The sequence below is a fragment of the Streptomyces platensis genome (genome assembly GCF_008704855.1).
Taxonomy (GTDB): domain Bacteria; phylum Actinomycetota; class Actinomycetes; order Streptomycetales; family Streptomycetaceae; genus Streptomyces; species Streptomyces platensis.
This window is the reverse complement of the sequence record NZ_CP023691.1, coordinates 3800211-3813532: the sequence shown is the minus strand read 5'-3', so window position 1 is coordinate 3813532 and position 13322 is coordinate 3800211. Positions and strand designations below refer to the sequence as shown.

General features: G+C 69.2%; 15 protein-coding genes. 14 read left to right on the top strand and 1 reads right to left on the bottom strand.

The features are described from left to right. The first annotated feature begins 15 nt into the window (after positions 1 to 15). Complete coding sequence (locus tag CP981_RS16665) at positions 16 to 582, top strand: hypothetical protein (protein WP_085925773.1); 567 nt, start codon at positions 16 to 18, stop codon at positions 580 to 582. 720 nt (positions 583 to 1302) lie between these two features. Further along, positions 1303 to 2109 carry a hypothetical protein gene (locus CP981_RS16660; protein WP_143658917.1) on the top strand — a complete coding sequence of 269 codons (807 nt, stop codon included), beginning with the start codon at positions 1303 to 1305 and terminating at the stop codon, positions 2107 to 2109. Positions 2110 to 2213: 104 nt separating this feature from the next. Here CP981_RS16660 and CP981_RS16655 read toward each other — a convergent pair whose 3' ends face one another. Further along, a complete protein-coding gene (locus CP981_RS16655) occupies positions 2214 to 2675 on the bottom strand; it encodes an NUDIX hydrolase (protein ID WP_085925814.1) in 462 nt (153 codons plus the stop codon). 16 nt (positions 2676 to 2691) lie between these two features. On the opposite strand from CP981_RS16655, the gene CP981_RS16650 reads away from it, so the two are divergent. From CP981_RS16650 to CP981_RS16595, 12 genes are all read left to right on the top strand, one after another. Further along, a complete protein-coding gene (locus tag CP981_RS16650) occupies positions 2692 to 3471 on the top strand; it encodes a GntR family transcriptional regulator (RefSeq protein ID WP_085925772.1) in 780 nt (259 codons plus the stop codon). An 800-nt stretch (positions 3472 to 4271) separates the two neighbouring features. Beyond that, a complete protein-coding gene (locus tag CP981_RS16645; protein WP_085925771.1) occupies positions 4272 to 4538 on the top strand; it encodes a DUF6284 family protein in 267 nt (88 codons plus the stop codon). After that, entirely contained in the window at positions 4535 to 4873 is a 339-nt protein-coding gene (locus CP981_RS16640) for a hypothetical protein (RefSeq protein ID WP_085925770.1), read from the top strand. Before CP981_RS16645 ends, CP981_RS16640 begins: the two co-directional genes overlap by 4 nt. Continuing rightward, positions 4870 to 5880 carry a DUF2637 domain-containing protein gene (locus CP981_RS16635; RefSeq protein WP_085925769.1) on the top strand — a complete coding sequence of 337 codons (1011 nt, stop codon included), beginning with the start codon at positions 4870 to 4872 and terminating at the stop codon, positions 5878 to 5880. Before CP981_RS16640 ends, CP981_RS16635 begins: the two co-directional genes overlap by 4 nt. Next, positions 5880 to 6221, top strand: coding sequence for an RRQRL motif-containing zinc-binding protein (locus CP981_RS16630; protein WP_085925768.1), 342 nt, complete (start codon positions 5880 to 5882; stop codon positions 6219 to 6221). The genes CP981_RS16635 and CP981_RS16630 overlap by 1 nt, the downstream gene beginning before the upstream one ends. Positions 6222 to 6250: 29 nt before the next feature. Beyond that, on the top strand, positions 6251 to 6748 hold the full coding sequence (locus CP981_RS16625) for a hypothetical protein (protein WP_085925767.1): 498 nt from the start codon (positions 6251 to 6253) through the stop codon (positions 6746 to 6748). 17 nt (positions 6749 to 6765) lie between these two features. Further along, a complete protein-coding gene (traA, locus tag CP981_RS16620; protein ID WP_085925766.1) occupies positions 6766 to 7323 on the top strand; it encodes a plasmid transfer protein TraA in 558 nt (185 codons plus the stop codon). A 13-nt stretch (positions 7324 to 7336) separates the two neighbouring features. Next, entirely contained in the window at positions 7337 to 9391 is a 2055-nt protein-coding gene (gene traB / locus CP981_RS16615) for a plasmid transfer protein TraB (protein WP_167536107.1), read from the top strand. Positions 9392 to 9560: 169 nt separating this feature from the next. Then, on the top strand, positions 9561 to 10007 hold the full coding sequence (locus CP981_RS16610; RefSeq protein WP_085925765.1) for a hypothetical protein: 447 nt from the start codon (positions 9561 to 9563) through the stop codon (positions 10005 to 10007). 89 nt (positions 10008 to 10096) lie between these two features. After that, positions 10097 to 10822: a DNA cytosine methyltransferase gene (locus CP981_RS16605; protein ID WP_085925764.1), complete on the top strand. Its 726-nt coding sequence runs from the start codon at positions 10097 to 10099 to the stop codon at positions 10820 to 10822. Then, positions 10819 to 11649 carry a bifunctional DNA primase/polymerase gene (locus CP981_RS16600; protein WP_085925763.1) on the top strand — a complete coding sequence of 277 codons (831 nt, stop codon included), beginning with the start codon at positions 10819 to 10821 and terminating at the stop codon, positions 11647 to 11649. The genes CP981_RS16605 and CP981_RS16600 overlap by 4 nt, the downstream gene beginning before the upstream one ends. 3 nt (positions 11650 to 11652) lie before the next feature. After that, positions 11653 to 13128: an ABC transporter ATP-binding protein gene (locus CP981_RS16595; RefSeq protein ID WP_085925762.1), complete on the top strand. Its 1476-nt coding sequence runs from the start codon at positions 11653 to 11655 to the stop codon at positions 13126 to 13128. Positions 13129 to 13322 lie beyond the last annotated feature (194 nt).

Sequence of the window (13322 nt, the reverse complement as noted above, 5' to 3'; positions counted from 1 at the left end):
GAACTGGGGGAACTTGTGATTGTCCGTTTCCACCTGGACGAAGACGGTGAGCTAGCCCAGCACCTCACCAACGAACTGAACGCTCCACTCGACTGGCCAGAGGGCGGAGAGCTGGATACCGGACTCGTTGCGAAGATTGCTGCGGCAGCGGCCAGCGATGTCTCCTACGACCAGGCGGCGAACGGCCATCTGGTCGACCTCTTCGCTGAGCTGCCCCTACCCGGCACCACCAGAGGGCGTGAGTTCTGGTCATCGATGTACAGGGCGGCAGGTGATGCCGCCCTGTACATCGATCCGGGCAACGCTGGCGGGCCCTTCATTGACTACCTCATCAAGGGAAACGAGGCGGGTATTGCCGGGCGCGTGCTCAGCTTTCTTGCCGAGCTCGACGATGGTGAACGGGACGTCGTCGCCGAACTAATCGGGGGTGAGCTGGACGTCCTCGGTGACGCCAAGTACTACGGAAACTTGTGGCTGCGTGACGCCGAGACCACTGCCTGGCATGTCGAGCTCGCCAGCCGCCGAAGGCACAAAACGGCGGAAGATCGGGAGCGATTCCTTCAGGCATGGAGAGACGCCTAGTGGTCGTGCGCACGTAGCGCCCGAGCGCAAGGGCCCCGCCGGCGCACCGGCGGGGCCCTTGGCCTGCGCTCCTCTGATCCGTAGGCGGGTGCCGCAGACAGATCAGCGGATGGTGGCAGGCAATCGACAGCCGCAACATAGGCGCGCCAGGGCGCTCACGTCTGACGTTGTGCGCCCGTGTTGATGTCAGCTGTTGATGTCAGCCATGGCATTCGAGGCTCCCCTGCCGACCCCTCGCCCCTCCGCCGAGCGTCAGCGGTACTGCATCCACCACAGCACAGCGCTGATCACTGCCGATCCGAGGGCCGAGGCCGCCCCGCGTAGGGCGCTAAGCCCAATGAGGCGCCCGTACCTGCGCCTAGCTTTCCTCTGGTGACGCTTCTGGATAGGTGCCCTACAGTCGGGGGCGGTACTACTCATCGGTCTCCTTGTCAGACGTGTGGTGCCATCAGGGAACCGTCGACGGCAGCACTGGCGAGTTCGAGCCTTCGGCGGTCCCCTGAGCTCTTCTCCGAGCCTAGGAGCTGAGGCACCCCGGACATACAGCTTGAGGACGCAGGACCGATGTAATTTCGAGGCGTCGGCGATGTAATTTCCAGCCAGCAGTGGGGGATTCGACAGGCTCGATGATCTGATGACCAGCACGAAAGCCACTGGCCCAGAGGCCAACTTGACGCCAACTACGGCAAGTTGATCTAGGTATTTCACTACGCTCAGGTCATGGAGTTCACTGAGCCTGGCACCATCGACGATCTCGTTGAGGACGCAACAGCCGCTGGCTACCGTGCGACGTCTCGCCTCGTGCACGACTGGGTCTCTAAGGGGCTGCTCGGAAAGCCTCAACGACGCCGTACCGGGCCGAACGGCTCAGAGAAGGCTCTTCATTCGGCGAACCAACGCTTTCTGTTCATAGCCCTGCTGAGAGAACGCGTCAGCACTCCCCGCCTCTCCGATCTTGCCTCGGTTCCCCTGTCGCTCTGGCTCTACGGTGGCGACGAATGGGTATCGACCGATCAGGCGCTTCGCGCTTTTCAGACATGGGTCGGTGACCCTCGGCGCACAAAGGCTTGGGCGCGGAAGGTCGCGGCCTGGGTCATGTCTGATGTGGACGATCCGCGGCTAGGGACACGGCCCAGCCGGCGCGAACTCCTAGATGCTCTTGCAGAAGCCCTGTACACCGGTTACTTCGACAGAGATCTCATCGTCGCCAAGGCGCGGCCCCTATTCGAGACAGCCGATGCGCTGCTCCCATTGGCGAACCCGGAAGACCCTGACCAACCCCCCAGAACGCCGGAGGCGCTGGCGTTCCATCTTGAGATGATCATCGCCGGTGGACAGGCGATCAGCGCAGGCGAGCTGGAGCCATGGGAGCTGGACGCTATCCGCGAGCTGGAGAACGACTCTGAGGGCGCCACACCTACGCCAGAACAGTTCGCTAGCGCTCCTACCAATTTGTTTAGAGGCATCGGCGTATGGGTCATTATGCGGAGGTTCAAGCAGCCGCCTAATCGACCGGACGGGCCCTAGCGAGGACGCGTGGGCGTCCCCCCGATTTTCGGCTCACGACTCCGGGTGCTCGCGCGTACTCGCACGAGCACTGCATCTCCCGCGCCTCATAGCCACCCACAGAACTAGTTCAGCAACCGACGACCATCATGGGCACGCACCTGCGGCTCCCCAGCGTCAAGCGCATCAAGGACCCGCACGGCGTACGCCTCAACCATGTGGCTCTCGACCTCGTCGCGGGTAAACCAGCGCACGTCCACGGACTCGTCTGACGTATGTGCCTCGCCGCCGACCCGTCGGCAGCGGAAGACCAGGGCGACGACGCCTCGCTTCATGTTCTTGTAGACACCGGTCAGACGCTCCGTCTCGACCTTGATGCCGGTCTCTTCCAGAACCTCTCGGCAGGCGCCGTCCTCAGGACGTTCGTCCAGTTCAAGGACGCCGCCCGGGGCTTCCCAGGCGCCATTGTCCGCACGCTTGATCACGAGAACGCGGCCGTCTTCGCGGACCACCACTCCGGCCACCGAAACCGAGTGAAGCGACATTGACCGGCCCTCCCGGTTAGCGTTACTCATGTACAGGAGCATAGGAGGACTGAAGGACATGGGCACAGCAGCCTCTAGAGACTCAGGTCAGCCACGGTACCTACAGATCGCGGAAGACCTGGCTCAGCAGATCAGGTCTGGAGTCCTCGCCCCTGGAACCAAGGTTCCCAGTGAGTCAGAGCTCATGGCTCGCTACTCCGTATCCCAGGGCACGGCCCGTAAGGCCGTGGCGGAGCTCCGGCCTACCGGCTTGATCGACACCCACCACGGCAAGGGCTCGTTCGTGAAGAGTCAGCCGCCGGTACGCCGTAAGTCGTCCGACCGCTTTCGGCGGTCCCACCGCAAGGCCGGCAAGGCCGCCTACCTCGCGGAGTCCGAGCAGGCCGGGAAGACCGCGGGCGTGACCGTGCTCTACGTCGGCCCGACGGAAGCGCCGGCCGAGATCGCCGAGCGCCTGGGCGTCCCCGACGGCACGAAGGTGTTGGCCCGTCGCCGTCTGTACTTCAGCAACGGGACGCCGATGGAAGAGGCGACGTCGTACCTCCCCTGGGACATCGCCGAGGCCATCCCCGAGCTGCTTGCGGAGAACCCCGGAGGCGGCGGCATCTACGCGCGCCTGGAGGAGAACGGGTACACCCTGAAGGAGTTCACGGAGACCGTTCGCGCCCGGCTTGCCACGAAGCAGGAGACCAGCGCGCTCAGCCTGAGTCCTGGCTCGCCCGTGATCCATCTGATCAGGAACGCGGAAAGCGAGGAAGGCCGGGTGGTCGAGGTCTGCGACACCATCATGGCCGCCGACCAGTTCGTTCTCGACTACCGCATCCCCGCCGGAGACTGACGCAGCCTCACCTTCCCCAGCCCGTCGCGAAGAAAGCTCTCGCGGCGGGTTGACTCATGTACAGGAGTTGGGCATTCTCATGGGAGCAACTCCTGCACATAAGTACAGGAGTACAGGAGTCTTTGGGCTCCGTGCATCGCGTGCCCGGACGCCCCGGTGACAGGGGGCGAAAGGAAGCACTCGGGCCTTGAGAAGTGAACAGAGTGCCGTCCCAGCCACCTGCACGGGTGGTCGATGGGACCGCCTTCGGCCCAGCAGCACCGGGCCCGGGAGGCCACCTCCAGCCCTCGCAAGGCTCGGGAGGTAGCCCGGAGCGATCCGGGCAACAGGACACCGCCCCCTGCTATCGGGCGGCCCGGGGCCACTCACCTCCCCGGGGTGAAAAAAGGAGCGCCGCCCACTGACCTTCGGGAGTAGGCGGGAGCCGTCGATACCCCGGCCTTCCGGCCGGCGGAGCCCGACGGCCACAGATCACCCGAGACCCACACCGCCGAGAGGAGACCCGTCATGGGTCGCCGACATACGCAGGCACCGCCGTGATTGACCGGCACGGCGGCGCCGTTCAGCACACCGTTCGCGCACAGCACGACCAGCAGCGAACAACCGGTCACCCACTCCACCGCATCGCAGCGGCTAGCGCTGCGCCGGTTGCCTCCTCCGCCCGTCCGGACCACGTCGAGCACGAGTCCGTACGGGCGGGGCTGAGGGGAGCCGGAGGGTTCCACAACGGCGCGCGGCCCCGGAGGTGCAACTCCGGGGCCGCTTTCTGGGCCGTTCCACTGTGAGAGGAGCACGACCCAATGAAGTCCATCGCTGCACTTCAGGCGGTTGTTACCGCCAACCCGCCCGTTGGCGGCCCGACGGCTGCGGAGCTGGACGCGATCGAGGCCGAGATGCCGCTGATCCTGGCGGAGGTCGAGTTGCTCGATGCGCAGATTCCGCTGCTGGACCGCCCGGCCACCGCGCTGGACGAGCGGCGCATCCGCCGGGCCCGCAACCGGGTCCTGGCCGCCCGCCGCGACCTGACCAACCGCGCCACGACGGCGCTGCCGGGCGGTGCCGCATGAGCACACCGACACTGAGCGCCCTGAACGCCCCGCTGCTGCTCCTGCGGATGTTCAGCGCCGAGTACCCGCACCTTCCCGCGCCGTGCCTGGAAGTGTCCACGGTCTACCCCGACCTGCTGACGCTGTCCTTCCACGACGACCTCGCCGGTTTCGAGGCGTGGCGGGATGCCTTGGGCATCGCGGTCGAGAGCGTCAGCCATCACGTTCAGGGCGACGGCCGCACCCGGGTTCTGGAGGCCAGGGCCGACTACGCCGGCGCCCGGCTGCACCTGGTCGGCTACACCAAGATCCCCGCCCCCGGCGAGGTGCGTTCACGGGCGGAGGTCGACTCGTGAACGGTGTCCAAGTGCGTTCAGCCGAGCGCGCGTTGTCCGTCGGCACATGGCTGATCGTGGGCGGCGCGATGCTCTACTCGATCCTGACCGTGACGCCGCTCATGTCCGCCCACACCCCCAAGGCGTGGGCCTGGACGGCGCCGATCCTGCCGCTGGTGGTGGACGCCGCGGTGGTCATCGTGGTGCGCCTGGACTCGGTGCTGGCCCGTCTGGGCGGGCACGGCGGCCGGTGGCCCATCGCCCTGCGGTGGATGACCGGCGCCATGACCCTGGCCCTGAACATCGCCGACTCCGCCCTGAACAAAGACCCGGTGGGCGTCGCCGTCCATGCGGTGGCGCCACTGCTGCTGATCGTCACGGCAGAGACCGGACTCGCCTACCGCCGCGCCATCACCCACGCCGTGACCGCCCTGGAGGACAAGCGGCAGGCCGAACGCGAGCGCCGGGAACATGCCGTGCGCGAGCGGGAGGAAGCCGCCCGCCGGGAGCGGGCGGAGGAACGGGAGCATGCTGCGGCGCTGGCGCGTGAACAGCGCGAGCACGAAGCCCAACTCACCCGCGAACAGGCCGAGCGCGAAGAGCGCCAACGCCGCGAGGAGCGCGAGCAGACCGCCGCCCGGGAGCAAGCAGAGAGGGAGGCTGGTGAACGCCGTGAACGCGAGCGTGAACAGCAGCAGCGCGAGCGTGAACAGCGTGAACGCCAGGACACCGAACGGGCCGAGCGCGAGCGTCGCGAGCGCGCCCAGGCCCGCGAGCGTGAACAGCGCGAGCGCGAGGAGCGGGCCGAGCGTGAACGCACCGCGCTCCTGTCCCGCGGTCCGGCCGAGGAGAAGCTACCCGAGGACGAAGCCCGCGCGCTGATCGCCGCGGCATTCGCGGCCGGGTTGCCAGTGCGGGCCGCCGCTGAACTGTGCGGCTGGTCGGTCGGCTGGGTCTCCTCCCGCTACGCCGAGCAGCGCGAGCCCGAGACCGGCGCGCGGACCGAGCTGGCTCTTACTACCGGCTGATGGGCGCCGTGCCGGTCTACCGCTGGCGACTGGCGCCCGACGGACTGGCCACGCGCCGGCAGCTCCGCGCCATGGGGCTGCGGCCCGGTGGCCAGCCCGTTACCGCCCAGGTGGAGCGACCCCGCCGACGGCGTGGGCCGCTGGTCGCCTACCTCTACCGCACCGACCTGGCCAAGCCGGTCCGTGCCATGACGCCCGGCAAACAGGTCGCGCTCGCCAAGGCGAACGCCGCCCGGCGCCTCTGCCCCAGCTGCCGCGTTGATGCCGGGTACTGCATCCCGCGCTCCCTCGGCATGTGCGTGCCCTGCGCCTTTCCCGACGAGGAACAGCGCGCCGCCTGAACTCACCCCATCTACCTGGGAGTTTCGCTGTGTCCAGCCGTTCCCGAACCCGCACCGCGCAGGCAGCGGGTGTCACTACTGTCCGTCTCCCGCGCCAGCGTGGGCGCCGCGCCGCTGACCCGTTCGTGATCGTGGTGCCCGAACGCCCGTCCCTGACCCGCCAGGCACTGACCGGCCTGGCGCTGATCCTGTGGAACCACCGCCGCGCGCTCGCCCCGACCGGCGCCGCCCTCTTGGCATTCGTCGTCACCGCGCTGCTGCACGCGCTGGCGTGGTGGTCCGGCCTGGTGCTCGCGCCGCTGGCCGTCGCCCCGGCGCTGTGGCTCGGGTTCGTCCACTTCCGTCGTCCCTCGCAGGGGTCCGCGGCGCTCTGGCGCGTGGCTCTGGCTGTGCTCGCCACGGTCGCGTTGGCGTGGGTGGCGCTGGCTGCCTGGTTCGGCCCGCTCGCGGGTCCGCTGGAGCTGGTCTGGCTGCTGACCTGGATCGCCGCGCAGACCGCCTGGCTCATCGTCCGCCGCACGCACTGACCTGAGGAGATCGTCTGATGGCAACCCCGACGCGCAACCGCGGCACCAACGACAGCGGCGGTTCCGACAAGCCGAACAAGTTCACCAACGCGGGCGCCGCCGCAGGCGGGTTCGTCGGCGGACTGGGCAGCTCGATGGCCCCGCCGATCAACATCACGGTGAACCGCACCACCAACAACGGCAGCGGTGGGGGCGGTGCTCAAGGCAAGCGTCCCCACTCCGAGGCCCTGCTGCCTTCCCCGGAATTCTGCTCCCCGGCGCAGGTGCGGGAGTACTGCAACACCCTGCGGGCCGCCGCGGTGACGCTGTCCATCGAGGTGGCCATGGCCGCCGAGATCCTCAAGGGCGTCCTTGCGGCCGTGCCGGACCCGCAGGGCCGGGCGCTCGGATCACGGATCCGCGCGCAGAAGGTGGCCCGCAAGATGCAGCGCTCCGCCGACGCGCTGCGCGACGCCGCGAAGAACGCCGGGGCCTGCTACTCGGCCTTCCAGCAGGAGTTCGAGGAAGAGATCAACCGCGTCCGGCACCGGGCCCGGCGCCCCCAGGTCCCGCAGATGAACTGGTCCCAGCAGTAAGGAGGTTCGCATCATGGCTGAGCGTGATGCACAGCGGCAGCTCGCGGAGCTGCTGGAAGTCCAGTTGCAGGGCGGCTCGGATGCCGGAGGTGTGGGCAAGTACCTGCTGCACCGGGCCAAGCCGCACGTCCCGCCGTGGCTCGGGTGGGCCGGTACCGGCCTGGTCGGGGCGCTGGGGCACTGGCAGTGGGGCGAGAGCGCCGCGGCCGGCGTCGGCCTCACCCTGGCGTCGGTGGCTCTGACCGGCGCCACCTGGCTGATGGGCAAGTCGACCAGCCAACAGCGCCGCCTGCACTCCGCCGTCACCGTCGCCGCCGGGTCCGCCTGGGTGACCGCCGCGTGCCTGGCCGGTCCGATGACGGGGCCGGTCGATGACCTGTATCTGATGGCCGGGCCCGTCATGGCCCTGTCCTGGAACGTCCGCATGGTCCTGCGCCACAACCCCGAAGGATCCGCCGGCAACAGCAACCCGGACGGCAGCCTGCTGGAGAAGGTCGGTCTGGCCCGGGCGCAGATCGGTGAGGCGAAGGTGGAGCCGAATCGCGTCACCGCGCCGGTCGCGCTGGAGGCGGGGGAGCAAACCAACGACGACGTGACCAAGGCACTGGCCCGGATCGCCTCCGCGCTGGACCTTCCCACCTCCGCGGTCCGCTACCACGCCGACCCCGGCTCCGCCCGCCGCGGCGACCTGGTCATCGTCCCCGAGGACCAGTTGGCCACCGTCGCCGACTGGGAGGGCCCCTCGAACCTCGGGGGCTCGATTGCCGAGCCGCTGGTCATCGGGCGCTACGACGACGGTGCGCCGCTTCAGGTGTGGCTGCCGGGCGACCCGGAGACCAAGCGGAACTCCACCCACCTGCTCATCGCGGGCGGAACCGGTTCGGGCAAGGGGGAGACGGCGCTGAATCTGCTGTCGGAGATCCTTTCGCGGCGGGACGTGATCGTGTGGTTCTCCGACCCCAAGGCGTTCCAGGACTTCGCCCCGCTGCGGCCGGGCCTGGACTGGAGCGCGGAGGGCGGCACGGACACCGAAGTCATGGTGGAGTCGGTCAAGGCCGTCATCCCGGCCCGGACGCGCTGGCTCGGTGCCCACGGCTACCGCCAGTGGGTTCCCGCCGCGGCCGAGCAGCAGAACGATCCGGCGCACTCCTGCCGGTCGGATGGTCGGGCGTGTGGGTGTGAGGGGATGCCGTTCCTGGTGTCCTGGTTCGAGGAAGCCGCCAACACCCTCCGGAACCTGGGCGATGACGCGTTCACCGGCATCGCCCAGGAAGCCCGCAGCGCGGGCATCTCGCTGGTGGTCTCGTTGCAGCGGCCGTCCTACGACCAGATGTCCACCAGCACCCGCGCCTCCCTCCCCTCGGTCATCGCGCTCGGCTGCGACCCGCGCGACGAAGGGTTCTCCCTGCCGGAGGCGGTGCTGGACGCTGGAGCCCATCCGGGCGCGTGGGGAAACCGGCGTCCGGGCTACTGCTACCTGGTCTCGCCCGGCGTCGCGGAGGACCGCTACCCCTCCCCGGGCCGCACCCTCGCCTTCCCCGCCCGCGCGGTGAAAACGATGGAACAGCTCGCCGCGTGGGCGCAGCGCAACGGCGCCCCCGCCGGCCCGGTCACCGCCGGGGCAGTCTCTGGCGTGGCAGGCCGCGCCTACACCGGCCGCACAGCCCCCGACAGCGCCGAGCAGACGACGGCTCTGCGGGCCATCGAGGAGGAAGACGACATGAACCACGGCGGCCTGCTGCTCGACCCGGAAGACGCGCACATCGACCCCGAGGCGGAGCTTCCCGACCCGCAGGAGGGGGACGACGCCCCGATCTTCGGGCAGAACACCGGCCGCAAGCCTTCGCCCGAGGAGGCGCGTCGGCTGTTCGCGGACGCGCTTGTGGAGTTCGAGGCCGCCGGGCAGATGGTCGTGGGTCCGAAGGACTTCATGGACTGGTGCGACCGGCACCACCTCTCCCGCCCGTGGGTCTCCGAGCGACTCAAGGAGGCTGCCATGGACGGCCGGTTGGAGGCGACGAACACCACCGGCCGGTGGCGCATCGTCCCCCTCCTGGCGGCCGCCTGACACCTGACACCGTCACGGCCGCCTGACACCCAAAACCCTAGGCAAACCCGCTGTCAGAAACCCGTGACGCCCCAGGCGTGACACCCCTGACACCACTGCCTGACACCCACCCCGCGGGCCCGCGCCACATCGTGGCGCGGGCCCGCGGCCATCCAGGGAGGAACGCTTCATGCACCGTCCCAACCATCCCGCGGCCATCGAGGTCCACCACCCGCAGCCGCTCATCCACCCACCCGCCGCACCCTTCGTGCCCGTGCAGCCGGGCCCGCCGGCCGTGCAGAGCATCGTGCTCCCCGACGGCCGGACCGTCACCGGCTACCCCCTCACCCCCACGCCCGTCCCGATGCCGGTCGCTGCGCGGCCGGTCGTTTCACGCACGGCGGTGAACATCGCCCTGGGCGGGATCGGGTTCGGCGCGGTCTGCGGCGGACTGTTCTTGCTCACCACGTTCGTCGCCGCCCTGACCGCCTTCATCGCCCAGCTCATCATCCTGACCGCGGTCATCTTCGGCGGCTGGATCGCCGTCCAGATCTTCGGCGCCACCGGACACCGCGACGGCGGGACCACGGTCAACATCCGCAAGGCCGTCATCAAGCGCAACCACTTCCACAGCTAGCTACGCCAAGGGCGGCCCCTCCGTCTCGCCAAAGTCGCGGGGCCGCCCTTGTCCAACCGTCGTCAACAGACCTGTTGGAGGTCTCCAGCATGACCCAACCCACCGACATTCGGCGAGAATGCCGCCGGCCCTTACTGCTGGATCTGTTCTGCTGCGCCGGTGGCGCGGCCGCCGGCTACCACCGGGCCGGATTCGACGTGATCGGTATCGACATCGTCGAGCGCCCCAACTACCCGCACCAGTTCGTCCGGGCCGACGCGCTCGAATACCTCGACGGCCTGATCACGTCGGGGGAGATCGCCCGGTTCGCAGCGGTGCACACCTCCCCGCCGTGCCAGGCCGGATGCGCCCTCACCATCGGCACCAACAAGGCGCGCGGCTGGGGACGCAAGCACGTCCAGCTCATCCCCGCACTCCGCACCCTCCTCGACGCCACCGGCCTGCCCTACGTCATCGAACAGCCCACCGGCAAAGCCCCCGTCCGCCGCGACCTGTGGCTGTGCGGAGAGATGTTCCACCTCGGTGTCCTGCGGCACCGCAACTTCGAGTTGGGCGGCTGGACGATGCCGCAGCCGGCACACCCCAAGCACCGGGGGTACGTGCGCGGCTATCGGCACGGCGTCTACCGCGACGGGCCCTACGTCGCCCCCTACGGGTCCGGCGGGGGCAAGGCCACCGTTGCGGAGATGCAGCAGGCGATGGGCATCCCGTGGACCGACGTGCGCGAGGAGCTGACCGAGGCCATCCCGCCCGCCTTCGCCGAGTTCATCGGTCGCGCCTTCCTCGCCCAGGCCGCGCTGGAGGTGGCGGCATGAGCGAGCACCTGCGCACGGCTCTCCGTCTCGCGAACTACGGCCTGCCCGTGCTGCCGCTGCGCAAGGGCAAGGTTCCCTTCGGGAACTGCCCGGGATGCGCCAAGAACGCCTGTGGTGGCCGGCCGAACATGAAGAACCCCGGCCCCTGCACGTGCCCGGCACCCTGCCACGCCTGGGCCGCCGCAACCACCGACCTCACAACCCTCACCGGGCCCGGATGGGCGTCGGCCTGGGCGCAGGCTCAGGCGGTGGCCTACCACCCCGGCGGTGCAGGGCTGACCGTCGTCGACCTGGACGACGCAGAAGCCGTCGCCTGGGCCCGTCGGACGCTCCCCGCCACCCGCACCGTGGCGACCACGCGGGGCGAGCACTGGATCTACTGGGGCGCGATGCAGTCCGCGAACGCGGTCCGTGACGACGTCGACATCAAGTCCACGATGGCCTACGCCCGGTGGCTCGGTTCCGGCGCCGGCACGATGACCGCCCTGCCCGACGTCGTGCGCGCTCTGATCGTCAAGGTGCCGGCCCCTGTCCCGCGATCCGTCACGGTGCCCGTGCCGGTCGGGGGTGGGGAGTGTCGCCACCGCACGCCGACCTATCTGGCCCGTGGCATTGCGATGGCTGAGCAGTGCATCTCCGAGGCGAGCAGCGCGGTGCACACCACCGTCTACCGCACGTTCCTCGCCGTGCTGTCCACGCACGGCCGGTGCGGCTGCCTGACCGACGCCCATATGGCCCGGCTGTTCGCCGCCGCGCAGGCCAAGGGCGAGACCGTCCGGCACTGCAATGACGCGTGGACCAACGCCCGCACCGCACTGGGGATGTGAGCCATGTCCGAGGACGAGAAGAACCCGGCCCGCGAGGTCATCACCGACTACGCGCAAGCGCACTTCCGGTACTTCCGCACCACGGAAGGCACCGTCTACGCGCAGAAGAACGGCCACCCGGTCGCCCGCCCGATCCGCTCCCAGGGCACGACGGGCAGCCACCGCCAGGAACTCATGGTCGGTCTCTTCAACGACGGGGTCGGCGTGTTCAACGGCACGTCACTCAAGGAGGCGTTGGACTTGATCGAAGCGCTCGCGCTGAGCCAGGACGTCCAGCCCACTCACATCCGCGTCGCCCCCGGATACGACGGGGCGACGTGGCTGGACCTGGGCCGCGACGACGGGCAGTCCGTCCGCATCCACCCCACCGGCTGGGACATCCTCACCCCCGACCCGCGCGAGGTGTGCTGGCGGCGCACCCAGCTCACCGGGGAACTCCCCCTGCCGGCCACGGACACCGACGGCAAGGGCATCGACCTCCTGCTGAGGCTGACCAACTTCGCCACCGCCCAGACCGAATGCCTGGCCCTCGCCTGGCTCATCGGCTGCCTCGGTCCGTCCGTGCCCGTTCCCGCGCCCTTCCTCACCGGCCCGCAAGGCGCGGGCAAGTCCACGGCAGGCCGGATGCTGGTTCGGATCATCGAGGGCATGACCGGCGACCTGCGCCGCGCCCCGAAGGACGAAGAGAACCTGATCACCGCCGTCGCCGCCGGATGGGTCACCGCCCTGGACAACCTGAGCCACCTGGCCCCGGACCTGTCCGACCTCATGTGCTGCATCGTCACCGGAGCCGAGAGCATCAAGCGCGCCCTCTTCAGCGACGGCGACGTCGTCCGCTCCCGCTACCGCCGCCCCCTGCTCCTGACCGGCATCGACGTCGGCGTCATCCGCCCCGACCTCGCCGAACGCCTTCTACCGCTGCGCCTGGAGCGCCCCAGGGTCCGGCGGACCGAGGCGGAACTCTGGACCGAATTCGAAGCAGCCCTGCCCGTCATCCTCGGCTCCCTCCTCGACCTCACCGTCAAGGTCCGGGCGACCGAGGCCGACATCCCCACCGACCTGCGAATGGCCGACTTCGCGCACCTGTGTGCGCAGATCGACGCCGCGACCGGCTTCGGTACGCTCCCCGCCTACCGGAGCAGCCTGGACGACCTCAACGACGACGTCATCGAAGGCGACCTGCTCGCGCAAACCGTCCTCAAGCACGCCGCCACCCTCGACCCGGGCACGGAAACGCGGATGACGTCCTCGGAGTGGCTGCACTGCCTCACCGGCCTCTACAGCGGCGACGAACTCCGTCCTCTGCCCAAAGGGTGGCCCACCACCGGGAAAGTCCTCTCGGACCGCCTCAAGCGCCTTCAGCCCACCCTCGCCGCCCGAGGCGTCCTCATCGACTGGGGCCGCACCAAAGAAGGCCGCTACATCGAAATGACCCGACGCCCGGCCGTGCCGCCCCACGAGCAACAGTCGATGCCCTGACCGGCAGCCACGACCGGCGCGGACAAGCAAGAGGAGCACCCAGGCGACAAGGCCCCAGGTGCTCCTCTTGCTGTTCGGCGGAACGCCGCCCCAAGGACGCGCCGCGAAGCGGCTCCTTCTTCACGCCCTGAGCGGGCGCCGCACCACAACAGACACCCCCTCTTTTTTCCTAAGAAAGGGAAAGCTGCGTCACC

Bases quoted from the DNA above. Each gene is read 5' to 3' on its own strand.
- CP981_RS16610 (WP_085925765.1), top strand. From the start codon at position 9,561: ATGCACCGTCCCAACCATCCCGCGGCCATCGAGGTCCACCACCCGCAG.
- CP981_RS16655 (WP_085925814.1), bottom strand. From the start codon at position 2,675: ATGCTCCTGTACATGAGTAACGCTAACCGGGAGGGCCGGTCAATGTCG.
- CP981_RS16595 (WP_085925762.1), top strand. From the start codon at position 11,653: ATGTCCGAGGACGAGAAGAACCCGGCCCGCGAGGTCATCACCGACTAC.
- traA (WP_085925766.1), top strand. From the start codon at position 6,766: ATGGCAACCCCGACGCGCAACCGCGGCACCAACGACAGCGGCGGTTCC.
- CP981_RS16640 (WP_085925770.1), top strand. From the start codon at position 4,535: ATGAGCACACCGACACTGAGCGCCCTGAACGCCCCGCTGCTGCTCCTG.
- CP981_RS16605 (WP_085925764.1), top strand. From the start codon at position 10,097: ATGACCCAACCCACCGACATTCGGCGAGAATGCCGCCGGCCCTTACTG.
- CP981_RS16645 (WP_085925771.1), top strand. From the start codon at position 4,272: ATGAAGTCCATCGCTGCACTTCAGGCGGTTGTTACCGCCAACCCGCCC.
- CP981_RS16630 (WP_085925768.1), top strand. From the start codon at position 5,880: ATGGGCGCCGTGCCGGTCTACCGCTGGCGACTGGCGCCCGACGGACTG.
- traB (WP_167536107.1), top strand. From the start codon at position 7,337: ATGGCTGAGCGTGATGCACAGCGGCAGCTCGCGGAGCTGCTGGAAGTC.
- CP981_RS16600 (WP_085925763.1), top strand. From the start codon at position 10,819: ATGAGCGAGCACCTGCGCACGGCTCTCCGTCTCGCGAACTACGGCCTG.
- CP981_RS16650 (WP_085925772.1), top strand. From the start codon at position 2,692: ATGGGCACAGCAGCCTCTAGAGACTCAGGTCAGCCACGGTACCTACAG.
- CP981_RS16660 (WP_143658917.1), top strand. From the start codon at position 1,303: ATGGAGTTCACTGAGCCTGGCACCATCGACGATCTCGTTGAGGACGCA.